Below are 21670 nucleotides of genomic sequence, written 5' to 3'. Positions count from 1 at the left end.
AGTTTTTTTGTCTTTAAGCATATAGTTTCTCAAAATTTTAGAAATGATAGGTTGTCATTTCAAAAGAAAAAAATGTGATCAGACTTTAAAATATTCTGGTAATTAGTGTTTCGAGTTCTCTCCAAAATTTCTAAAGTAATTTAGCTAAACTTTTGTTTTAAATTTGCGGAAGTATTCAAACCACTGAACAATTAAAAAATAGTTAATTTTCACATTCAATGGTTTAGAAGAAAAGAAAGTATAATCAATACTTTACTCTTAGGACAGTATCAATTGCATTAGTTTTATTCTTAATCTTATAGGAAAGTCAAATAAAAGTGGAAGTGAAAAAAGCAGAAAATGAGCAAGCAAGCTGGACTATGTGTAATGAATGTCAGGGACGCGGAAAAAAAAGTCGCGGGCTAAGTGATAAAGCGCGACGAAGCTACCAGAAGGCATGCGAACAATTTGAAAAAAATAATGGAGAAGGCGTGGCTCCCGTCCAACCTAAGGGACACCTATATATATGCTTAACCTGTAATGGGTCTGGTTTGATTCACTCATTTAATCCTCCAAAACCAGATAGGAAAAACTTTCCCCACGTTGCTATTATTGGCGGTGGTATTGGCGGAGTAGCTCTAGCTGTTGCTTGTTTGCACCGAGGAATTCCTTTCACCCTTTATGAGCGCGATAGCAATTTTGATGCTCGATCTCAAGGGTATGGGCTTACGTTGCAACAAGCCAGTAAAGCGATTGAAGGACTGGGTATTTACTCTTTAGAACAAGGGGTGATTTCAACAAGACATGTGGTTCATACTACAGATGGAAACGTGATTGGGGAATGGGGTGTCAGAAAGTGGATGCAGTCAGATGAGAAAAAATTTCAGAAACGTACAAATGTACATATTGCACGGCAAGCGTTACGTTTCGCTTTATTGGAGCAACTCGGCGGGCATGAAGCAGTACAATGGGGCCATCAATTAGTTGATTATAATGAATCGGAAGGTATAGATATTGATTTGTCTTTTCAAGTAAATGGTGAGATTAAGCATTGTAAAGCAGATCTTGTGGTTGGAGCAGATGGCATTCGTAGTTCGGTGCGTAAGTTGCTAATAGGGGAGAAAAGTAGTCCTTTGCGATATTTGGGTTGTATTGTGATATTAGGTATTTGTCCTTTGAGTGCGCTGAAAAATAGAGATAGTTCTTTACTCGACTCGGCAACTGTATTTCAAACCGCCAACGGTAATGAGCGAATTTATATGATGCCATATACATCAGATTCGGTGATGTGGCAACTTAGTTTTCCAATGTCAGAAGAAGACGCTAAAGTATTAAGTGCTCAAGGACGGGAAGCACTTAAGGAAGAAGCATGTCGGAGAACGCAATGGCATGATCCAATTCCTGCTATTTTAGCGGCGACTTCGGAAGCTCAAATTTCGGGTTATCCCGTATATGACCGAGAACTACTCGATTCAGAACTGCTGGTCAAGGGTAGAAAAGTGACTCTCATAGGAGATGCGGCTCACCCAATGAGCCCATTCAAAGGACAAGGGGCAAATCAAGCGTTATTGGATGCGCTTTTGTTGGCTCGTGGAATCTTAAAAGGATGTAGGCCTTTATCAAAATGGAGAGAAAAGGGAATAAGAGAAAGTGTGTTAGCCGAGTTTGAATCAGAAATGTTAGAGCGGAGTGCTGTTAAAGTAAAAGATTCAGCTGCAGCGGCGGAGTTCCTGCATTCTGAAATTGTATTACGTGAGGGTGATGAGCCAAGAGGGCGTTGTTTACAGAGAAAATAAGACATAAAAAAACTCCATTATTTCTAATGGAGTTTTTTGTGGGCGATGAGGGGTTCGAACCCCCGACCCCCTCGGTGTAAACGAGGTGCTCTGAACCAGCTGAGCTAATCGCCCTAAACAATTTAGTAACTTTCGTTAGTGTTATTGCGTGTGCAAATATACAACTAGAATTGGTATTTACAAGTAAAAAAATAAAAAAATTATAAAATTTCCGCGACCACAAATGTACTTCCGCCAATGTATATGAAGTCAGTTGCTCCTGCATTTTTCAGTGCTTTTTGATAAGCTTCTGAAACAGAATTGTATACTTCGCCTTTTAAGCCAAAGCTAGTAGCTTTTTCTTTTAGAATCTGAACTTCTAGACCTCGAGGAATATTAGGTTTGCAGAAATAATAATTTGCTTTTTTGGGGAATAAAGGCAAAATCTCCTCTAAATCTTTGTCATTTACAACTCCTAAAACAATATGTAAAGTGTCAAAATCTTCTTTTTGAATTTGATTCAAAACAATTTCTAGTCCGTTTTTATTGTGTGCAGTATCGCAAATAACTTTTGGGAATTCTCTTAATTGCTGCCATCTTCCTTGTAGTCCAGTATTTTTAACCACATGTAACAAGCCGGCTTTTATGTTTTCGGGTGTGATTTTAAATTCATTCGGACTATTTAAAACGGAAATGGTTTGTAGTACCGTCTTTTTATTATGAATTTGATAATCGCCAATTAAATCAGAAGGATAGGTTTCTGAAACTAAATCAGCAGCAAAATAAATTTCCGAATTGCATTCTTTGGCTTTAGCCAAAAAAACAGGTTTTGTTTCAGAAGTATATTCTCCTATTATTACAGGAATGTTGGGCTTTATGATCCCCGCTTTTTCAAAAGAGATTGATTGAAGGGTGTTGCCCAAAAATTGTGTGTGATCTAATCCTATATTGGTAATCACCGAAACTAATGGAGTGATGATGTTGGTCGCATCTAATCTTCCGCCCATTCCCACTTCAATAACGGCTATGTCTACTTTTTCTTTAGCAAAATAATCGAAGGCAAGTCCAACGGTCATTTCAAAAAAACTCATGTCATTGGACTCAAAAAAACTTTTGTGTTCATTTATAAAATCAGTAATAAATTCTTCAGATATGTCCTTTCCGTTAATTTTTATACGTTCCCGGAAATCCTTTAAATGAGGAGAAGTGTACAATCCAACTTTATAACCAGCTTCTTGAAGAATCGATGCCAACATATGCGACGTAGAACCTTTCCCGTTAGTTCCGGCAACATGAATGCACTTTAATTTTTCTTGTGGATTCTCAAGATGTGCTAGGAGTAAATGAGTATTGGTCAAATCTTTTTTATAGGCCGAAGCGCCCTGAAGTTGGTACATTGGGAGTTGATTGAACATCCAATTTATGGTTTCCTGATAGTTCATGTGGTCTTTAAATAATAAAAACTCAAAGATACTTGAGTTTTTAATGTTTTTGCTACGGATTATTCACTTAGTTTAAAGTTAACGGTGATAAAGCCAACTTGAGTTTCGGGTGCTTTTGGATCTGCTTGCCATTTGTATTTTCGGGCTGTAGCCAAAGCGGGTTCTACTAGGCAAGGATTAGTGTTTGTTGTGCCTTTAGTATATTTGGCGGCAATTACGTTCCCGTTTCTATTTACTGTAATTTGAACGACTACAGTGCCAAATTCATTGCATTTTTGCACTTCTTTTCCTCTGGAGCTGATGCTTCTGCCATTAAGTCCCCAGCCACTTCCGTTGCCGCTTCCACTTCCTGAACCATAATAACTGTTAGCGTAAGGATTACCATTTGGACTTCCTTTGTCTCCAGCTGTATTGTCATTGCCTTGGCCTCCTTGAGCTTTTCCATCTGATTTGGGTCCGTTTAGGATGCTTGACAATGCGTCAGAAGTACTTTGTGAAGGTTTTGGATTTTCTTTGGGCTTAGGTTTAACAATTTCTTTGGCGGTTTCCTTATTAGGTTGGATTTTCTTAGTTTCTTTTATAACCACTGCCTCTTCAATATCTTGTGATAAAACCTCGTCATTGCTTGAGGCAGTTTCCTGTGCTGCAGTCGTTTTAGGAGCTGATTGTATGGCTTCGGTAGGTTGTATGTCTCCTGATCCAAATTCAGTAGTTCCAAAGTTGATTGCTATTCCATTTTCAGGAGGAGGATCTAGAGAAGTCAATCCTAAATAAAAGAACAAAATAAATAGAATCACAAAAATAATTGATGTGATTGCAAATGATTTTTTTTCTTCTTCTGTTTCTATGTATTTCATTTAGAATAAATCTTTAAACGCACTAAAATTATTTAGGTCTTACTGCTAAAACTACTTTGATTTGGTTTCGATTTGCGATATCTAAAACACTCACAGCTTTCTCAATTGGTACACCTTCTTCGGCTCTCAAAACTATAGCTTTTTCTTTGTCAGCGGTAAATAGGGATAGCAATTTAGATTCCAATTCAGTTTCTAAAACGGGTTCTTTATCAATAAAAAACTCTAATTTTTTATTGATGCTTACGGAGATATTTTTATTACTGTCTGTTTTTCCTTTTGCTTTTGGCAATACCAAATCCAAGGCATTAGTGGTAACCATTGTTGACGTCAGCATAAAGAATATCAGTAATAAAAAAACAATATCAGTCATGGATGACATATTGAATTCAGCGCTAACTTTATTTCTTCCTCTTAAATTCATGATTATGCTGGATCGTTTAATAAGTCTAAGAAGTCAACCGCATTGGCTTCCATTTGATGAACTATCTTGTCAGTTTTTACTACTAGGTGATTGTAACCTACGTATGCAATAATACCAACAACCAGACCAACAACAGTTGTTGTCATGGCAGTATAAATTCCTTCTGAAAGAGCACCCACTTCGATTTGACCGCCAGAGCTAGCCATTTTATGGAATGCCTGAATCATTCCCACAACCGTTCCTAAAAAACCAGTCATAGGACCTGCTCCCGAAATAGTAGCAAGCATGCTTACGTTTTTCTCTAGTTTGTAAATTTCTAATTTTCCAGCATTTTCAATAGCTGTGTTGATATCGTCAAGTGGTTTTCCTATTCGTGAAATTCCTTTCTCGATTAGTCGTGCAACAGGCGATTTATAGTGCGCACAAATAATTTTAGCGTTATCAATGCGGCCGTTTTTAATGTTTTCCTTGATTTGACCCATGAAGTTCGTGTCTACTTTCGAGGCTGCGTTGATGGCCATTAAACGTTCAAAATAGAGGTATAAAGCAATAAAAAACATCAGAAATAAGGAGATCATTATGATCTGACCGGCTAATCCTCCGCTAGTTAATAGTTCCATAATTGATAACGTTTTCTCAACAGGAACAGCTTCCGCTAAATTTTCACTTGCAACAGATAGGGTGTCTGCTTGTAACAATATGCTCATATAATTTTTCTTTGGTAATGAAACGCTAATATATTATAAAAATTGCTATTTCTTAGATTAAAATATGCAATAGATTAGGTTTTGTGTAGGGCGTTATTATAAAATATTGAAAAAGTCAGTTTAATACATTTGTTAGGGACATAATGCGTTAAACTGACTTTTCAGAATAGAATTGTAAATTATAAAATTGTTTTTAAAAACAAGTAAATCTATGTTAACTGCTTCAATGCGATTTCAAAAGCAGTGGCACTAATATTTGTTTTACTTGGATTTAAAGCATGTGCTTTTTCAATTGCTTTTTTGATAATTTCTGAAGTGTCTTGAAAGATAGCTTCATCGGTCATTTGTACTTTCTTTTCCATGAAGTAAGCAAAAACTCTTGCCATTCCACAATTAGAAATAAAGTCAGGAATCAAACTCACTTTATGATCTACATCTTCCATAATTGGACCGAAAAAGATTTCTTTATCAGCAAAAGGTACATTTGCGCCACAAGAAATTACCTCAAGACCGTTAGCAATTAAACTGTCAATTTGAGATTGAGTTACCAATCTTGAAGCGGCACATGGAGTGAATATTTCGGCACCAATGGTCCATATTTTTTGATTGATTTCTTCAAAAGGAATCATGTTTTCGGCAACTAGTTTGTTCCCGTCTTTGGCAAGAAATAAAGCTCTTATTTCTTCAAAAGTGAATCCTTCTTCGTTGATTAATCCACCATCTCTGTCGATAATACCAATGACTTTCGCACCCATTTCGGCTAAATAAAAAGCAGCAGCAGAACCTACATTTCCAAAACCTTGTACGATTGCTTTCTTTCCTTTTACATCACCACCATAAATTGTATAATAATTGCGAACGGCTTCAGCAACGCCATAACCGGTAATCATATCAGCTACAGTATATTTTTTAGAAACATCTGGTGAGAATTTTGGATTTTCTATCACTTTTACCACACCTTGACGCAATTGTCCAATTCTATTGATTTTATCTGCTTCGGTTGGTTTAAAGTGACCATTGAAAACTCCTTCTTGCGGATGCCAAACACCACATTCTTCCGTCATTGGAATTACTTCGTGAATTTCATCTACATTCAAATCGCCACCCGTTCCGTAGTAACTTTTCAATAATGGAGAAACGGCTTTATACCAACGTTGTAAAACGCCTTTTTTTCTTGGATCATTTGGATCAAAATTAATTCCAGATTTAGCACCGCCAATAGCAGGTCCAGAAACCGAAAATTTCACTTCCATGGTTTTTGCCAAAGACAAAACTTCATTCATATCCAACCCTTTTCTCATTCGAGTTCCACCACCGGCAGCACCACCACGCAGCGAATTGATGACTGTCCATCCTTCAGCTTCCGTTTCAGCATCTTTCCAATGGAAAACTATCTCAGGTTCTTTATTTTCGAATTTCTTTAATAAATCTTTCATTTGTTGCGATATGTTTAATTTTGGCAAATATAAAAAAATAGAATAATGTGAAATATGTATTTTTAATTTTATTTTGGTGAATAAATTTTTCCAGAACTGTGATCTGTTTTTGCGCCTGTAACGCTACTTAAAACATTGATTTCTCCGCGCAATTTTAAAACTCCGAGTAGTGCAAAAATTAACGCTTCTTTGAATTCCAGAATCTTTGGAGACGGAATTATAATTTTCATTTCGGGTAAATAGTACTGAATTCTCTCGATGAGAAAATCATTGTAAGCGCCGCCGCCAGTTATAAAAAGGCTTCCGTTTTTATTAGGCAAAGCCAAAGCAATTTGCAACGCCACATGTTCCGTGAAAGTGTGCAATTTGTCTTCAAGGGGAATGGTATGGCTTTCGATAAGTGGCAAAATCGTTTCTTTTACAAATTCGAAACCCAACGATTTAGGATGTTTTTTTTGGTAGAAATCTAAAGCATTTAATTCCTTTAATAATTCTTCGTTACAATTACCAGTTTTTGAAATAAGGCCTTTGTCATCATAATCCAATCCCAATTGATTGGCGTAAAAATTTAAAACGGTATTTAGAGGCGAGATATCAAAGGCGATTCTTTCGTTATTTTGTTCAAAGGATACATTCGAAAAACCACCTAAATTTATGCAGTAGTCGTATTCAGAAAATAAAATTCGGTCACCAATAGGAACCAAAGGTGCGCCTTGTCCGCCAAGTTGCACGTCTTGAACTCTGAAATCACAAATAACAGTTTGGTTGAGTAGAGTAGCTATTTCCGGTAAATTGCCAATTTGCAATGTAAAGCCATTTTGTGGTTGGTGAAGAATAGTGTGTCCGTGTGACGAAATAGCGTCAAGGTTTTTTATGTCGTATTTTTTGACAAAATCCGAAATAATGGTAGCTAGAAGTTGGGTGTAGTCTTGATTTAGTTTTTCGAGTTGAGTCTTAGAAAAACCGACTGCAATTTTTAATTTGTTTAACCAATCATTTGGGTAAGCGATAGTTTCAGATTCCAGAATTTCAAATTCCCATTTGTTGTTTTTTACTGTAAAAACAATGTGTGCCAAATCTACGCCGTCTAACGAAGTTCCAGACATGACTCCTATAATAGTATACTTTTCTTTAAACATTGGCTAAATTTACGAAATCGTTTGAAATCTGATATTTAATAATTACTTTTGACGACAAATTTAAGAACATTTAATTTACAATAAAAATATGGATTTTAATCTAACCGAAGAGCATTTAATGATTCAACAAGCCGCTAAAGATTTTGCTGTAGCAGAATTATTACCGGGTGTCATTGAACGCGATGAACATTCAAAATTTCCTACTGAGCAGGTGAAAATGATGGCCGATTTAGGTTTTATGGGAATGATGGTAGATCCTAAATATGGCGGGTCTGGTTTAGACAGTATCTCTTATGTTTTGGCAATGACGGAAATCGCAAAAGTTGATGCTTCGGCTGCTGTAATTATGTCAGTAAACAATTCTTTAGTGTGTGCGGGTCTTGAAAAATATTGCAATGAAGAGCAAAAAATGAAATACTTAGTGCCGCTTGCAAAAGGAGATGTTATTGGTGCTTTTTGTTTGTCAGAGCCTGAAGCGGGATCTGATGCAACTTCGCAAAAAACGACAGCAATTGATAAAGGAGATTATTATTTGTTAAATGGAACAAAAAACTGGATAACAAATGGTTCTACAGCATCTACTTATATTGTAATTGCACAAACTGATATAGAAAAAGGACATAAAGGAATCAATGCCTTTATTGTAGAAAAAGGTTGGGCTGGTTTTGATATAGGTCCAAAGGAAAAAAAAATGGGGATTAGAGGATCTGATACGCATTCTTTAATGTTTAGTGATGTTAAGGTTCCAAAAGAAAATAGAATAGGTGAAGACGGATTTGGATTTGCTTTTGCTATGAATGTTTTAAACGGCGGTAGAATAGGAATTGCATCACAGGCTTTAGGAATTGCAACTGGTGCTTATGAAATTGCGTTGAAATATTCTCATGAAAGAAAAGCTTTTGGGAAAGAAATTTTTAATCATCAAGCTATTGCTTTCAAATTGGCTGATATGTATGTGAAAGTAACTGCAGCAAAATTATTGGTGATGAAAGCGGCTTGCGAAAAAGATGAAGGTAAGGATATTGCGCATTCTGGTGCTATGGCAAAATTATACGCTTCAGAAATAGCTTTAGAAGTGGCAAATGAAGCCGTTCAGATACACGGTGGAAACGGTTATGTTGCTGAATACCATGTAGAACGTATGATGCGTGATTCTAAAATTACACAGATTTATGAAGGAACGTCTGAGATCCAAAGAATTGTAATTTCAAGAGGATTAGTTTCTTAAAGCATATAAAATAGCTTGTACAAACCCTTTTCAATTTCGGTTGTAAAGGGTTTTATTTTTTTAATACATTTACGGAAATAATTTTTCATGTACGAGGATTTAAAATATTGGTATTTGCGCGATCATAAATTATTCAGGACATTGAGTTTTGGACAAATCAGACAATTGTGTATTATTACCGGTTTTAAAAAAGCTCAGAAAGGCGAAATCATTTATTTTTCTTCATCGGATTTGCCGAGAATTTTTCTGCTAAAAAAAGGAAACATAAAGATTGTTGCGGTCGATGAAGATGGCAATGAAACGATTAAAGATATTATTCAAAAAGGAGATTTATTTGGAGAACTGACTTTGGAAGCTGACAGCCAGTCCAATGAATATGCAAAAGTACTTTCAGATGACGTGGCTATTTGTAGTTTTCTAATGTCGGATTTTGAAGATTTATTATTGCGAAATCCAAGTCTGGCTTTGTCATACACTAAGTTTGTCGGGCTTAAAATGAAACGCATTAAAAACAGTTATTCTAATTTGATTTCTAAAGATGCTAAAACCCGATTGTTTCAGTTCTTAAAAGATTGGGCGGAGAAAGAAGGGGTACGAACTGAAAATACCGTGGTTATTGAAAATTACCTAACCCAAAATGATATGGCACAAATTATTTGTACTTCAAGACAAACTGCCACCCAATTGCTCAATGAAATGGAAGCAAATGGTACTCTAATTTATAGTAGGAAAGAAATAATTATAACGGATATTAGTAAATTGTAATTATTTTACTAGAACTGTAACATAGCCGACAAATCATTTCGAAATAGCACAGTAGTTTTAGAACATTAAAATGTATCACTATGAAAAAAATAATTTGTTTGGCTCTATTTGTAATTGGTTTGTCTGCTCAAGCTCAAAATGATTTACCTAAAATATCCACAGAAATTGCTCCATTACTCATTGGAGAAAAAATCCCTAATTTTATTTTAAAATCAGTAGAAAATACGGATGTTGATTTAGCAGCATTAATCAGTAAGAAAAAAACGATTTTAGTTTTTTACCGTGGCGGTTGGTGTCCGTATTGTAACGCTCATTTAGCAGCTTTGGCCGAAGCCGAAAAAGAATTGTTGGATTTGGGATATCAAATTATCGCAATAAGTCCAGATGCTCCAAAAAACTTGAAAGTTACTGATGAGAAAGAAAAATTGAATTATTTGTTATTATCAGACAGTACAGGCGAATTATCTAAAGCGGTTGGTATTGCTTTTCAAGCTCCAGAAAATTATAAACCAATAGTAATTAAAGGATCTGAGGGAGCAAATAATTCTTTTTTACCAGTTCCTTCGGTGTTTATCTTGAATACAAATGCTGAAATAGAATTTGAACACATTACACCTAATTTCAAAAATAGAATTTCAAATGATTTATTAATTGCTGCTGCAAAATCTTTAGATAAATAATCATGAAAAAGTTACTATTTATATTAATCGTGCTGTCTAGTTTTTCTAGTTTTTCGCAAAAGGATAACAAGCGAATATCCCATTTTAACCTTGAAAAAAATTTGGCTATCCAAGGATATGATCCTGTGGCTTATTTTAAACAAGGTAGAGCAGTGAAAGGAAAAAAAGAAATAGCAGCATCACATGAAGGCGTGGTTTATTATTTTTCGACGCCAGTAAATAAAGAATATTTCTTGAAGAATCCTTCAAAGTTTGAACCACAATACGGTGGTTGGTGTGCTTTTGCAATGGGCGACTCTAACGAAAAAGTGTCTGTAAATCCAGAGACTTTCAAAATTATTGATGAGAAACTGTATTTGTTTTACAATGCTTTTTTTAATAATACATTGAAAACCTGGAACAAAGAAGAATCTAGATTGATGATGAAGGCTGATGTAAACTGGAGTAAAATGACTAAATAAAAAATAGGATTTATGAAATCAATTGTATTTTTTTGGATACTTCGACTAGCTGTGGCAGTGATTTTAGTGCAAACGTTGTACTTCAAATTTACGGGAAGCGAAGAGTCTGTCTATATTTTTTCTGCTTTGGGAGTAGAACCGTATGGAAGGATTGGTACTGGAATTGCTGAATTGATTACTGCAATTTTAATTTTAATTCCAAGAACTTCACTAGTAGGAGCTGTAATAGGTTGCGGTGTTATGGTTGGTGCGATTTTTGCGCATCTTTTTGTGTTGGGGATTGAAGTGAAAAATGATGGTGGTACACTTTTTATTTTGGCGCTAATTACCTTTCTTTGTTGTGTTGGTTTAGTTTTTAAAGATAGAACTAGAATAATGAATTTGTTGAATTAAAACTTAAATATGCTAATACCTTCTATTAATAATAGTTTAAACGAACTAATTGATCTGCTCAGGCAATTGTCACAAAATGAATATTCTAATTCCTGTGCAGAGTTAAGTAATGCAACTATTGGAGAGCATACAAGACATATTATTGAAATGTTTCAGTGCCTAGAAAATCAATATGATTTAGGCATTGTGAATTATGACAAAAGAGAACGAAACAGTCGTATTCAAACGGATACCGCTTTTGCCATTGAAAGTATAGTGTTGATTCAACAAAATTTAGAAAAAGAAAATAAAGACATCGAATTGTTACAAATTATTGATGGAGAAGAAATTCGAATTGAAAGTAATTATTTCAGGGAGTTGCTTTATAATTTAGAACATTGCATTCATCATCAGGCACTTATAAAAGTGGCTATTTTGCAATGCGAAACAGTAACAATTGATCCTAATTTTGGAGTTGCCCGCTCTACTATAGAATATAGAAATCAATGTGCACAGTAAGTTTTGTAGCAACGAATGATAAAATTATCATTACTTCAAATCGGGATGAAAAAACAGTAAGACCGAGTGCAATACCTCCAAGAAGTTATACCGTAAACGGAAAAAATCTTATTTTTCCCAAAGACCCAAAAGCAGGAGGAACGTGGTTTGTGGCTAATGCAGATGGAGTAATTTTAGTACTCTTAAACGGTGCTGATGAAAAGCATGAAGTAAAGCTTTCGTATCGAAAAAGCCGTGGCTTGATTGTTTTAGACATGATTAGTAGCTTATCGCCAAAGGATTTTTGGAGCGAAATTGATTTGGAAAACATAGAACCTTTTACGTTAGTTTTATTTCAAAACAATGCGCTATTTCAATTGCGCTGGAACGGAAAAGAGAAAGAAACAATTACTTTAGATATTCATCAAAATCATATTTGGTCTTCATCGACTTTGTATACCTCATCGATTCGAGAAAAACGTGCCAACTGGTTTCATACTTTTATGGATGAAAATTCTGAGATTTCCGAATCAAAAATGCACGATTTTCATCGCTACACCGAAGAAGAAAATGATGAAAACGGTTTGGTTATCAATAGAAATGATGAAATGAAAACGTTGAGTATCACACAAGCGGTTATTGAAAAAAATAAAGTAGCTATATTGCATTACGATTTGATTGCAAAGCAGGACTTTTCGACCTCATTTATCACCGTCTAAAAAATATATTTTGAAACTATTTTTTCATAAAATTACCCATTGGGAATATTGGCCTTTCCAGATTGTTTACATTCCTATTTATTTTTTATGGTCCTACTATTCTATCAAAGCAAAGTCTATTTTTTTCTTTAATGCGTCTAATCCAACCATAAAAAATGGCGGTTTTATGATGGAGTCCAAAAAAGAAATCTACAATTTGATTCCACAACAGTATTATCCAAAAACGGAATTAATAAAAGAAGGAACTGCTCTTGAAGATGTTTTAAATGTGATTGAAGTAGCAAAAATAAAATATCCTCTGATTGCAAAACCAGATATTGGACTGCGAGGATCTGGGGTCAAAAAAATAAATACCGTTCAAGATTTAAAAGAATATGCTGAAAAAGCAAATTTCGATTATGTAGTGCAGGATTTAATTCCGTTTGATAACGAAGTTGGGATTTTTTATGTGCGTTATCCTCATGAAAAAACCGGCAGAATTACAGGAATAGTTTCCAAAGAATTTCTAATTATTACCGGAAACGGATTCTCTACCGTAGAAGAATTAATTAAACAAAATCCGCGATACGAATTACAATTAAAGGTTTTGAAACAGGAATACGGAAAAAAACTACTTCATATTCTTCCAAAAGGAGAAAAATTGAATTTGGTGCCTTATGGGAACCATGCACGAGGTGCAAAATTCATTGATGGAAGTCATTGGATAACACCAAAATTGACGGAAACAATAAACGAAATGTGTCTGCAAATTCCAGGTTTCTACTTTGGTAGATTGGATGTGATGTACAATACAATTTCAGAATTAGAACAAGGATCGAACTTTTCAGTCGTGGAGCTTAATGGTGCTGCTAGCGAACCCACACACATTTATGACCCAAAGCATTCTTTGCTTTTTGCATGGAAAGAACTCGCGCGTCACATTACCTATATGTATGAAATAAGTGTGGCAAACCATAAAAATGGTGCTCCTTATTTACTGCATAAAGACGGTATGAAGGAATACAGAATGCATTTGGAACAAAGCAATAAAATTGTAAATTTCTAAAATCATGAAGGCATTAAAGAACATTTTTGTTGGTTTTTTAGTGAGCTTTATCGGTTCGATACCTTTGGGATATTTGAATGTAGTAGGTTTTGAAATTTATTCAAAAACAGGAATGAAAAGTTTGATTCTCTTTTTATTGGGAGTGATTTTTGTGGAGATGTTTGTGATTTATTTCACTTTAATTTTTGCAAAACAATTGGTCAACAATAAAAAATTAATGAAGATTATTGATTTTTTTGCCGTTTTCTTTCTGCTGATTTTAGGGTATTCTTTTTATGCTAATTCCAATCAAACAATGGAAGAGCCAGGTATTCTAGAGAAATATGCAATGTATTCTCCTTTCCTGATTGGTGTGTTTTTGAATTGTATCAATTTCCTTCAATTGCCATTTTGGACCGGGTGGAATCTTTATTTGATGAATGGAAATTATATCTCCATTGTAAATAAGCTAAAATTATATTATGTTTCAGGGACTTTAATAGGTACATTTTTTGGAATGATGACTTTGGTTTTGATATTAAATACCTTGTCTCAAAACACAACCGGCTTTTCTAAATATGTAATGCCAGTAATAATTCCGTCATTTTTTGTAGTTTTAGCTATTGTTCAAATGGTAAAAGTCTACAAGAAATATTATAGAAATAAAGTCAGATTATAAAAAAATAAATCTTAATATTATGAAAAAAGCATTCCTGTCTCTTTCTTTGGTTTTCTTCGGTTGTTTTTCAAGTTCGGTTGTAATTGCTCAAATCGCTAGTGATTCAAATTTAAAAACGATAGAAGTTCCTTATAAAGTTAATGAAAGTGACGTTGCTAAAACTTTGAAATATTTAGCTTCGGATGAATTGGAAGGAAGGGAAACCGGAAAAGTAGGAATGGTAAAAGCCGCTGATTATTTGGAGCAGTTATTCAAAAATAATAATGTGAAACCCTATTTCAAATCGTATCGCGATACCTTGTCTACATTTAAAGAACCAGCTTTCAATATAGTAGGTTTTATTGAAGGAAGCGACGCGGTTCTTAAAAATGAATTTATAATTTTAAGTGCTCATTACGATCATATTGGCTTGGATAAAAAAGGCATAAATGGTGATTTTATAAATAATGGAGCCAATGATGATGCATCAGGAACAACTGCAGTTGCTGAAATGGCGAAATACTTCAGTATTGCCAAAAATAATAAACGAAGCATTCTTTTTGTGTTTTTTGCAGGAGAAGAAAAAGGGTTATTAGGGTCTAAACATTTAGCCAAAAAACTGAAAGCACAGGATTTTAAATTGTATGCTCAGTTCAATATTGAAATGATTGGTGTACCAATGAAAAGAGATTATCTAGCTTATATTACTGGTTTTGATAAATCTAATATGGCAGGTAAAATCAATGAATATACTGGTAAAAATACGATTGGTTTTCTTCCGAAAGAAGCCGAATATAAATTATTCTACAGGTCAGATAACTTCTCTTTTTATGATGTTTTCAAAGTGCCTTGCCAATCTGTGAGTACATTTGATTTTGAAAATTTTGAATTCTATCATCATGTTTCTGATGATTTCAAAGCTATGGATATTCCGCACATGACTTCATTTATTCAGGAATTTTTGCCTGCTGTAACACAAATGGCAAACACGGAGGCACAAGAAATCATAATGCTTAAATAGTTTAAGAAACTGCCTGACTCATATCATACGACAAAATAAAGTACTCGTTATTGTTGAATTGAAAATCTCCAATAATAGTCCATTTTAGTTTTTCGGTATGCGCTTTCGTTGACGGAATGTTAATTTTATTGATGAAAGTTAAGGCCAATGGATATTTATGAAGCATGTGTGTTCTCATGAATTCAAACAGTGGCGTTATCAATCCTTTGCCGCGATATTCTTTGTGAATGCAAATAGGGCCATATTGAAAACTATTGTTTGTGGTGATTTCAAAATCCAAAAAGGTCAGCTCCGTAAACAAGGAACTCATATACTTGAAAATGGGCCATTGTTTGAAAAAATCCCAACTTCCTGCGAAAATGTAAGCAATGATTTTGTTATTGTCTTTAGCAATAAATAAGTTATTTTTATTGATGACTTCGGTTAGTTGCTCAATGGTAAATGGCGTGGTAACAAACCCGGAAGCTTTTTCTTCTTCGGATAAATTAGCTACAAGGTACAATTCCTGTAATGCCAATACGCCATCAATATCACTTATTTTTGCAGTTTCGAATTGTATGCTTTCTGTCATTTTATGAAAATTCAGATGTTAATTTGGATTACCAAAAATAAGTAAAATTATAGGAATCTTTAATTTTTATTACAGCAAGAATCCTTTGCTTAAAGCATTAGTTTTTTATCGTTTTTGTTTATTTTTGCTCTATGAAAAATATCATCATCACAGGAACGAGTAGAGGTATAGGATTTGAATTGGCATTACAATTTGCCAATGCGGGACACCAAGTGTTAGCCATTTCTAGAAAAATTCCTCAAGCTTTATTGGGCAACGAAAATATTACCTGTCTTTCAGTTGATTTAGCTACTGAGTCTGAATTAGTTAAAGTAAGCGATTTTTTATCCAAATCTTGGAAACAAATAGACGCAGTCGTTCATAACGCAGGAAGTTTATTGCTAAAACCTTTCTCAGAAACAACTCAGGAAGATTTCGAAAATATCTATAAAGTCAATGTTTTTGGAGTTGCTAATTTGACTCGAACTTGTCTGTCTTATTTACAAAAAGGGAGTCATGTTGTAACTATAAGTTCTATGGGTGGAATTCAGGGAAGTTTAAAGTTTGCCGGATTGGCAGCTTATAGTTCTAGTAAAGGAGCTGTTATTACACTGTCAGAGTTGTTAGCAGAAGAATACAAAGAGCGTGGGATTTCGTTCAATGTTTTGGCTTTAGGTTCGGTACAAACTGAAATGCTAGCAGAAGCTTTTCCTGGTTACCAAGCACCAATATCAGCGAGTGAAATGGCAAATTATATTTATGATTTTACTTTGACGGGAAATAAATATTTCAATGGGAAAGTATTGCAAGTTTCTTCAACAAATCCATAATTTATAACTACTTTGAGCGAAACTTTAGCCAGATATATTCCCGAACATGCGGTAAAACCCGTTTTCGAACTTATTGTTGCCAATCAAGTGCATCTTAAGATTGTGAATGAGCGTCAGACGCGTCATGGGGATTATAGAAAAGGGTTAAATGGAAAACATGAAATTACGGTAAACTCAAATTTGAATAAATACAAGTTTTTGATTACATTGATTCATGAAATTTCGCATTTGGTAGCTTTTGAAAAGTTCGGACGAAACATTAAGCCTCATGGAAACGAATGGAAATATTCTTTTCAGCGATTGATGATTCCTTACATTCGACCAGAAATTTTTCCGAATCATTTGTTGCCTTTGTTGGCAAGACATTTCAAAAATCCGACTGCCAGTAGTGATACCGATGCTACTTTGGCATTAGCCTTGAAACAATTTGACCAACAAAATGATAAGAATTATGTTTTTGAAATTCCGTACGGCAGTGTTTTCCGAATCCAAAACGGAAAGATTTTCAAGAAAATAGCCATAAGAACCAAGCGTTTTGAATGCTTGGAAATGAGTTCCGGAAAGACTTATTTATTCAATCCAAATGCTGAGGTGGAGTTGTTGAAATCGAGTTAGCCTTTATTCTTTCAAATATGCTTCTCGTACTTTTTTGAACAAATTAGAAGAATAAACAAAAGCTACAACGGCTTCGTTATCAGTTCTAAAAATTTCTTCTTTGGTTCCTTCCCAAGCTTTTAAACCATCTTTTAAAAATAGAATTTTCTCTCCAATTTCCATCACAGAGTTCATGTCATGTGTGTTGATGACTGTTGTAATGTTGTATTCTTCGGTAATTTCTTTGATCAAATTGTCAATCAAAATAGCTGTATTTGGATCTAAACCAGAGTTTGGTTCATCACAAAACAGGTATTTTGGATTGTTTACAATCGCGCGTGCAATCGCAACTCGTTTTTGCATTCCTCCTGAAATTTCCGAAGGTAGTTTTTTATGTGCATCTGTAAGATTCACTCTTTTTAATACGAAGTCAACGCGTTCTTGAATTTTTGAATTGTTGTCTTTGGTGAACATTTTCAAGGGAAAACCTACGTTCTCGGCTACAGTCATAGAGTCAAACAAGGCGCTTCCTTGAAAAACCATTCCAATTTCTGTTCGTAAATCTCGTTTTTCATCTGGATTTAATTCAGAATAAATCCTTCCGTCAAATGCGATTGTTCCTGATTCTGGTGTGTGAATTCCTAAAAGACTTTTGAGCATAACGGTTTTCCCAGAACCACTCTGTCCAATAATTAAATTCGTTTTTCCAGTTTCAAAAACTGTTGAAACGCCTTTAAGGATTTTGATACCGCCAAATGATTTTTCTACGTTTTTTACTTCTATCATGAGCCAAGTAGCAATTGAGTTAATATGTAATTAAAAGTAATTATGGTAACCGATGTCCAAACAAAGGAAACGGTACTTGCGCGTCCTACTTCGAGTGCACCACCTTTCATGTAATATCCGTGAAAAGAAGGTATAGTTGCTAATAACATAGCAAAAATCAATGTTTTAAGGAAAGCATAAACGATATGGAATGGTATAAAATCCAATTGTGCGCCATTTATAAATTCGGCACTTGATGTAAATCCGCCATAAACTCCGGCCATCCAGCCACCTAAAACTCCCAAGAACATACTGATTCCAATAACAAAAGGATAAAGGAGTAATGCAATTATTTTTGGGAAAACCAAGTAGTTTAGCGAATTAACTCCCATCACTTCAAGGGCGTCGATTTGTTCAGTAACTCTCATGGTTCCAATACTTGATGTGATAAAGGAGCCCATTTTTCCAGCCATAATAACTGAGATAAACGTAGGCGCAAATTCTAAAATTACCGATTGCCGCGTAGCAAAACCAATCAGATATTTTGGAATTAAAGGATTGGTCAAGTTCAATGCAGTTTGTATGGCAACAACACCGCCAACAAAGAAAGAAATGAACGCTACAATACCAAGAGAACCAATAATTAAATCATCTATTTCTTTGAAAATTAGATTTCTCATGACAGACCATTTTGTCTGTTTATTGAAAATTTCTTTTAGCATCAAGAAGTATCTTCCTATCTGCGTTATATATCGAATGAGCATCATAGTTATGTGATTATAGGCTAAATTACAAAAATAGTTATGAGTTATACCTTTTGCGTTATTAGTTTTCGTTAGAAAATTTTCTCTTTCATTTTCTTTAAACGATACTTACGAATGAATTTAGCTTGTTCTGCGGTCACCAATAATGGAGTTTTTGCCGCTTTTGCTTTCCAAAATCCTTTTATATAATCTAAAAAGAGTACTGGTCTTTTTTTCATCATTGCCAATTTTGCCGAAGCGATGGAAGTGATTAAAAAACCATATCCTAAAGTGTAAAACGCTTCTCCTTGTTTATAACGGGCTGTTTTGTTGTAATTTGCTCCAGTTGGTTTTAAATGTTTCACGATTAAGGAAGCATCGGTAACGACTTTCCAGCCGTAAAATTTTGACAATAATTCATCAACAGTATCCCAACCCATAGCCGGTTTTAAATTCCCTATTTGTTGGAAGCATGCTTTTCTGTAGGCTTTGAATGCGCCACGAATATGATCTTTATCGGTTAGATTTTCCAGAATCCATTCGCCATTTTTTTCAATGTATGCAAATCCGCCAGCCATTCCTATTGTTGCATCTTTTTCGAAAATATTTAAAATAGTCTCGAAATAATTGTTGGGCAGAATTAAGTCGGCATCCAGTTTTACGATGACATCATACTCTTCGTCCAATGTTTCGAATCCTTTATGAAAAGCCTGAATAACTTTACTTCCCGGTAAATGTATTGCGCTGGAAGTTTTATTTACTAAAGAGATAAACGGATTTTCTTTGGCGTAAGCGGTTACTATTTCAGCTGTTTTATCAGTAGAATTGTCATTGACAATCACTACTTTTTTGGGTAAAACAGTTTGAGAAATCAAAGAATCTAAAGTTAAAGCGATGAAAGCTTCTTCGTTATGAGCCGGAATAACAATATAATAATTCATTTAAAATATTTTTGAATGGAGATTAACGATTCTTGATTTCAGATTTTTACATCCTTTATCACAATCATAAATCGACATTCGTTAATCAACAATCTTAAATCTTAGCTCTTTCAGCGTAAACAATATAATATCTGTTGGTAAATTTTCTCAATAAGGGACGAAGACCAAATTTCTTTACGGGATTTGTCCATTTTTCACGGTCGACTATTTTCCAACCTGTTTTTTCCAAAAGCCAGTCCAATTGCCAATCTTCAAATTCATGGTAATGTCTGTCCCACATATCGGTTTTGCTTCGATAAGCTGGTGAAAACCACAAGCGCATTGGGATAGATATAAAAAGTTTATCTGATTTTATTTCGCTTAAAATCGTGTAAGGATTCAATAAATGTTCAAAGATTTCGAAAGCGGTTACCACATCTTTTTTTTCTGTTGAAAATACGGATTGGTCTTTGTCTAAGTCTTCTCCTGTTGTATTTGTAACTGCAAATCCTTCGGATTTCATGATTTTAGAAAAAGGATTTTCTACGCCTAAATCTAATATGGTTTCTGAAGTTGAGACGTGTTTTTTTAGAAATTCTAAAGTATGTTTGAATCTTTTATTGGGAAACGTTTTTTCGTACATGTTTTTTTGATTTTGCCGCTAGGGCACGAAGGCACAAATATAGTAATAAATGTGTTTTTGGGCATTGTTTTTTAGCCCGGATGGGAATGAAAATCCCGGAGCTTCAAAATGTAGTTTTTCAAGGTGCAAAAAGCGACTGAAAGAAGCTTTCTTGCACCTTAGAAAAACAAGTTTTGTAGTGAGGAATTGTAGTGTACAGCCGGATTAGCTTCTGATTGTTGTGTTCCTCAAAATTTTAATATCTGTAAACAAATGCGTTAATGTTCATTCCAGCTCCTACGGATGCAAAGATTAGAACATCGCCTTTTTGTATGGATTGGTTTTCTATTTCTCCGCGAATTAACAAGTCGAAAAGAGTAGGAACGGTGGCGACACTGCTATTTCCAAGTTCATGAATGCTCATGGGCATGATATCTTTTGGAACGGGTCTGTCGTATAATTTGTAAAAGCGCTGAATTATGGCCTCGTCCATTTTTTCATTGGCCTGATGAATAAGTATCTTTTTTACATCATCAATGCCTAATCCGCTTTTGTCCAAACAACTTTTCATGGCTGCAGGAACTTGGCTTAATGCAAATTCGTAGATTTTACGTCCGTACATTTTTATGTAACGAATGTCTGGATCTAAATCGGGGTTGTATGATTTTCCAAAGAACAAGTAATTAGCTTCATCATTTGCGTAAGTGGCGCTTTCATAAGCTAGCATTCCTGTTTCATCATCAGAAGCTTCAATGATAGAAGCACCTGCTCCATCCGAATAAATCATGGAATCCCTATCATGTGCATCGACAACTCTGGAAAGTGTTTCTGCGCCAATTACCAAACAACGTTTTGCCATGCCAGATTTTATGAAAGCATTTGCTTGCATTACACCTTCAATCCATCCCGGACATCCAAAAAGGATATCGTAGGCAACGCATTTTGGATTTTTTATTTGTAATTTATTCTTAACACGTGTGGCTAAACTTGGAAGCATATCAGATTGATTTGTTCCTGTTTTTACATCGCCAAAGTTGTGAGCAAATATAATGTAGTCAATTGTTTCTGGATTAATTCCAGCATTTTCTATAGCTTTTTGAGAGGCAAAAAACGCTAAATCGGAGGAGGTGTATTGGTCTTCTGCATAACGCCTGTATTCTATTCCTGTTATTCCTTTAAATTTATTAATGACTACTTCATTTGGGTAGCCAAAAGCTGTTCCGTCTTCATTCAAAAAAACATGTTCACTAAAGTCAGTATTGCTTACTTTTTTCTCAGGGATATAACTTCCTATTCCAGCTATTTTTATTTTCATTGCGTTAAATTTCCAAATTTGATGCTAATTTAATAATTAAAATATTATTAGACTCACAAAATTTACTATGCATGCATATAATTATGAAATAATAGTTTATTGGCAAAAATATTGATTATTTTATTACGAATCGCAAAAAATGATGCGAT

25 protein-coding genes and 1 tRNA gene are annotated in these 21670 nt (G+C 34.6%); 13 read left to right on the top strand and 13 right to left on the bottom strand.

What is annotated here, in order from left to right:
- Positions 1–323: 323 nt before the first annotated feature.
- The gene (locus V5J73_RS12450; RefSeq protein ID WP_338646277.1) at positions 324–1775 is read left to right on the top strand and encodes an FAD-dependent oxidoreductase; all 1452 of its coding nucleotides are present in this window, start codon (positions 324–326) and stop codon (positions 1773–1775) included.
- A gap of 39 nt (positions 1776–1814) precedes the next feature.
- On the opposite strand, the gene V5J73_RS12445 is transcribed toward V5J73_RS12450, so the two are convergent.
- From V5J73_RS12445 to V5J73_RS12415, 7 genes are all read right to left on the bottom strand, one after another.
- Positions 1815–1889: transfer RNA gene (locus V5J73_RS12445), tRNA-Val, on the bottom strand.
- 86 nt (positions 1890–1975) lie between these two features.
- Entirely contained in the window at positions 1976–3196 is a 1221-nt protein-coding gene (locus tag V5J73_RS12440) for a bifunctional folylpolyglutamate synthase/dihydrofolate synthase (protein WP_338646276.1), read from the bottom strand.
- Between the two features lie 59 nt (positions 3197–3255).
- The gene (locus V5J73_RS12435; RefSeq protein WP_338646275.1) at positions 3256–4053 is read right to left on the bottom strand and encodes an energy transducer TonB; all 798 of its coding nucleotides are present in this window, start codon (positions 4051–4053) and stop codon (positions 3256–3258) included.
- Between the two features lie 28 nt (positions 4054–4081).
- Positions 4082–4474, bottom strand: a complete 393-nt coding sequence (locus V5J73_RS12430) for an ExbD/TolR family protein (RefSeq protein WP_132067464.1) — start codon at positions 4472–4474, stop codon at positions 4082–4084.
- A gap of 2 nt (positions 4475–4476) precedes the next feature.
- Positions 4477–5181 carry a MotA/TolQ/ExbB proton channel family protein gene (locus tag V5J73_RS12425; protein WP_338646274.1) on the bottom strand — a complete coding sequence of 235 codons (705 nt, stop codon included), beginning with the start codon at positions 5179–5181 and terminating at the stop codon, positions 4477–4479.
- Positions 5182–5390: 209 nt separating this feature from the next.
- Positions 5391–6617, bottom strand: coding sequence for a Glu/Leu/Phe/Val dehydrogenase dimerization domain-containing protein (locus tag V5J73_RS12420; RefSeq protein WP_338646273.1), 1227 nt, complete (start codon positions 6615–6617; stop codon positions 5391–5393).
- A 68-nt stretch (positions 6618–6685) separates the two neighbouring features.
- A complete protein-coding gene (locus tag V5J73_RS12415; protein ID WP_338646272.1) occupies positions 6686–7756 on the bottom strand; it encodes an anhydro-N-acetylmuramic acid kinase in 1071 nt (356 codons plus the stop codon).
- 88 nt (positions 7757–7844) lie between these two features.
- On the opposite strand from V5J73_RS12415, the gene V5J73_RS12410 reads away from it, so the two are divergent.
- From V5J73_RS12410 to V5J73_RS12365, 10 genes are all read left to right on the top strand, one after another.
- The gene (locus V5J73_RS12410) at positions 7845–8984 is read left to right on the top strand and encodes an acyl-CoA dehydrogenase family protein (RefSeq protein WP_338646271.1); all 1140 of its coding nucleotides are present in this window, start codon (positions 7845–7847) and stop codon (positions 8982–8984) included.
- Between the two features lie 87 nt (positions 8985–9071).
- The gene (locus V5J73_RS12405; protein WP_338646270.1) at positions 9072–9749 is read left to right on the top strand and encodes a Crp/Fnr family transcriptional regulator; all 678 of its coding nucleotides are present in this window, start codon (positions 9072–9074) and stop codon (positions 9747–9749) included.
- An 80-nt stretch (positions 9750–9829) separates the two neighbouring features.
- Complete coding sequence (locus V5J73_RS12400) at positions 9830–10429, top strand: peroxiredoxin-like family protein (RefSeq protein ID WP_338646269.1); 600 nt, start codon at positions 9830–9832, stop codon at positions 10427–10429.
- A gap of 2 nt (positions 10430–10431) precedes the next feature.
- A complete protein-coding gene (locus tag V5J73_RS12395; RefSeq protein WP_338646268.1) occupies positions 10432–10890 on the top strand; it encodes a YHS domain-containing (seleno)protein in 459 nt (152 codons plus the stop codon).
- 12 nt (positions 10891–10902) lie between these two features.
- On the top strand, positions 10903–11283 hold the full coding sequence (locus V5J73_RS12390; RefSeq protein WP_338646267.1) for a DoxX family protein: 381 nt from the start codon (positions 10903–10905) through the stop codon (positions 11281–11283).
- 9 nt (positions 11284–11292) lie between these two features.
- Positions 11293–11781: a DinB family protein gene (locus tag V5J73_RS12385; RefSeq protein ID WP_338646266.1), complete on the top strand. Its 489-nt coding sequence runs from the start codon at positions 11293–11295 to the stop codon at positions 11779–11781.
- On the top strand, positions 11769–12479 hold the full coding sequence (locus tag V5J73_RS12380) for an NRDE family protein (protein ID WP_338646265.1): 711 nt from the start codon (positions 11769–11771) through the stop codon (positions 12477–12479). The genes V5J73_RS12385 and V5J73_RS12380 overlap by 13 nt, the downstream gene beginning before the upstream one ends.
- Positions 12480–12489: 10 nt before the next feature.
- Positions 12490–13524, top strand: coding sequence for a D-alanine--D-alanine ligase (locus V5J73_RS12375; protein WP_338646264.1), 1035 nt, complete (start codon positions 12490–12492; stop codon positions 13522–13524).
- A gap of 4 nt (positions 13525–13528) precedes the next feature.
- Positions 13529–14182 (top strand): hypothetical protein, encoded by a 654-nt coding sequence (locus tag V5J73_RS12370; RefSeq protein WP_338646263.1) that lies wholly within the window; start codon positions 13529–13531, stop codon positions 14180–14182.
- 19 nt (positions 14183–14201) lie between these two features.
- Positions 14202–15182 (top strand): M28 family peptidase, encoded by a 981-nt coding sequence (locus V5J73_RS12365; RefSeq protein WP_338646262.1) that lies wholly within the window; start codon positions 14202–14204, stop codon positions 15180–15182.
- 1 nt (position 15183) lies between these two features.
- On the opposite strand, the gene V5J73_RS12360 is transcribed toward V5J73_RS12365, so the two are convergent.
- Positions 15184–15753, bottom strand: coding sequence for a GNAT family acetyltransferase (locus V5J73_RS12360; RefSeq protein WP_338646261.1), 570 nt, complete (start codon positions 15751–15753; stop codon positions 15184–15186).
- Positions 15754–15884: 131 nt separating this feature from the next.
- Here V5J73_RS12360 and V5J73_RS12355 point away from each other — a divergent pair, with 131 nt between their 5' ends.
- Both V5J73_RS12355 and V5J73_RS12350 read left to right on the top strand, forming a co-directional pair.
- Positions 15885–16562: an SDR family NAD(P)-dependent oxidoreductase gene (locus tag V5J73_RS12355; RefSeq protein ID WP_338646260.1), complete on the top strand. Its 678-nt coding sequence runs from the start codon at positions 15885–15887 to the stop codon at positions 16560–16562.
- Positions 16563–16574: 12 nt separating this feature from the next.
- Positions 16575–17177, top strand: coding sequence for a SprT-like domain-containing protein (locus V5J73_RS12350; RefSeq protein ID WP_113636767.1), 603 nt, complete (start codon positions 16575–16577; stop codon positions 17175–17177).
- Positions 17178–17180: 3 nt separating this feature from the next.
- Here V5J73_RS12350 and V5J73_RS12345 read toward each other — a convergent pair whose 3' ends face one another.
- The 5 genes from V5J73_RS12345 to V5J73_RS12325 form a co-directional block, all read right to left on the bottom strand.
- A complete protein-coding gene (locus V5J73_RS12345; RefSeq protein ID WP_338646259.1) occupies positions 17181–17942 on the bottom strand; it encodes an ABC transporter ATP-binding protein in 762 nt (253 codons plus the stop codon).
- The gene (locus tag V5J73_RS12340; protein WP_338646258.1) at positions 17939–18688 is read right to left on the bottom strand and encodes an MlaE family ABC transporter permease; all 750 of its coding nucleotides are present in this window, start codon (positions 18686–18688) and stop codon (positions 17939–17941) included. The genes V5J73_RS12345 and V5J73_RS12340 overlap by 4 nt, the downstream gene beginning before the upstream one ends.
- Positions 18689–18756: 68 nt before the next feature.
- A complete protein-coding gene (locus tag V5J73_RS12335; RefSeq protein ID WP_338646257.1) occupies positions 18757–19605 on the bottom strand; it encodes a glycosyltransferase family 2 protein in 849 nt (282 codons plus the stop codon).
- A 94-nt stretch (positions 19606–19699) separates the two neighbouring features.
- Complete coding sequence (locus tag V5J73_RS12330; RefSeq protein WP_338646255.1) at positions 19700–20227, bottom strand: methyltransferase; 528 nt, start codon at positions 20225–20227, stop codon at positions 19700–19702.
- A 235-nt stretch (positions 20228–20462) separates the two neighbouring features.
- A complete protein-coding gene (locus tag V5J73_RS12325; protein WP_338646253.1) occupies positions 20463–21521 on the bottom strand; it encodes a 3-oxoacyl-ACP synthase III family protein in 1059 nt (352 codons plus the stop codon).
- Between the last annotated feature and the right edge of the window lie 149 nt (positions 21522–21670).

Origin of the sequence: Flavobacterium sp. KS-LB2, assembly GCF_036895565.1 — a bacterium.
Taxonomy (GTDB): Bacteria; Bacteroidota; Bacteroidia; order Flavobacteriales; family Flavobacteriaceae; genus Flavobacterium.
The sequence above is the reverse complement of the archived record's forward strand: the minus strand, read 5'-3'. Positions and strand labels throughout refer to the sequence as shown.

Coding starts and splice junctions, on each gene's coding strand:
- V5J73_RS12425 (WP_338646274.1), bottom strand. CDS start 5,181: ATGAGCATATTGTTACAAGCAGACACCCTATCTGTTGCAAGTGAAAAT.
- V5J73_RS12345 (WP_338646259.1), bottom strand. CDS start 17,942: ATGATAGAAGTAAAAAACGTAGAAAAATCATTTGGCGGTATCAAAATC.
- V5J73_RS12365 (WP_338646262.1), top strand. CDS start 14,202: ATGAAAAAAGCATTCCTGTCTCTTTCTTTGGTTTTCTTCGGTTGTTTT.
- V5J73_RS12330 (WP_338646255.1), bottom strand. CDS start 20,227: ATGTACGAAAAAACGTTTCCCAATAAAAGATTCAAACATACTTTAGAA.
- V5J73_RS12435 (WP_338646275.1), bottom strand. CDS start 4,053: ATGAAATACATAGAAACAGAAGAAGAAAAAAAATCATTTGCAATCACA.
- V5J73_RS12400 (WP_338646269.1), top strand. CDS start 9,830: ATGAAAAAAATAATTTGTTTGGCTCTATTTGTAATTGGTTTGTCTGCT.
- V5J73_RS12390 (WP_338646267.1), top strand. CDS start 10,903: ATGAAATCAATTGTATTTTTTTGGATACTTCGACTAGCTGTGGCAGTG.
- V5J73_RS12360 (WP_338646261.1), bottom strand. CDS start 15,753: ATGACAGAAAGCATACAATTCGAAACTGCAAAAATAAGTGATATTGAT.
- V5J73_RS12415 (WP_338646272.1), bottom strand. CDS start 7,756: ATGTTTAAAGAAAAGTATACTATTATAGGAGTCATGTCTGGAACTTCG.
- V5J73_RS12335 (WP_338646257.1), bottom strand. CDS start 19,605: ATGAATTATTATATTGTTATTCCGGCTCATAACGAAGAAGCTTTCATC.
- V5J73_RS12440 (WP_338646276.1), bottom strand. CDS start 3,196: ATGAACTATCAGGAAACCATAAATTGGATGTTCAATCAACTCCCAATG.
- V5J73_RS12420 (WP_338646273.1), bottom strand. CDS start 6,617: ATGAAAGATTTATTAAAGAAATTCGAAAATAAAGAACCTGAGATAGTT.
- V5J73_RS12410 (WP_338646271.1), top strand. CDS start 7,845: ATGGATTTTAATCTAACCGAAGAGCATTTAATGATTCAACAAGCCGCT.
- V5J73_RS12395 (WP_338646268.1), top strand. CDS start 10,432: ATGAAAAAGTTACTATTTATATTAATCGTGCTGTCTAGTTTTTCTAGT.
- V5J73_RS12370 (WP_338646263.1), top strand. CDS start 13,529: ATGAAGGCATTAAAGAACATTTTTGTTGGTTTTTTAGTGAGCTTTATC.
- V5J73_RS12355 (WP_338646260.1), top strand. CDS start 15,885: ATGAAAAATATCATCATCACAGGAACGAGTAGAGGTATAGGATTTGAA.
- V5J73_RS12430 (WP_132067464.1), bottom strand. CDS start 4,474: ATGAATTTAAGAGGAAGAAATAAAGTTAGCGCTGAATTCAATATGTCA.
- V5J73_RS12380 (WP_338646265.1), top strand. CDS start 11,769: ATGTGCACAGTAAGTTTTGTAGCAACGAATGATAAAATTATCATTACT.
- V5J73_RS12325 (WP_338646253.1), bottom strand. CDS start 21,521: ATGAAAATAAAAATAGCTGGAATAGGAAGTTATATCCCTGAGAAAAAA.
- V5J73_RS12385 (WP_338646266.1), top strand. CDS start 11,293: ATGCTAATACCTTCTATTAATAATAGTTTAAACGAACTAATTGATCTG.
- V5J73_RS12405 (WP_338646270.1), top strand. CDS start 9,072: ATGTACGAGGATTTAAAATATTGGTATTTGCGCGATCATAAATTATTC.
- V5J73_RS12340 (WP_338646258.1), bottom strand. CDS start 18,688: ATGATGCTCATTCGATATATAACGCAGATAGGAAGATACTTCTTGATG.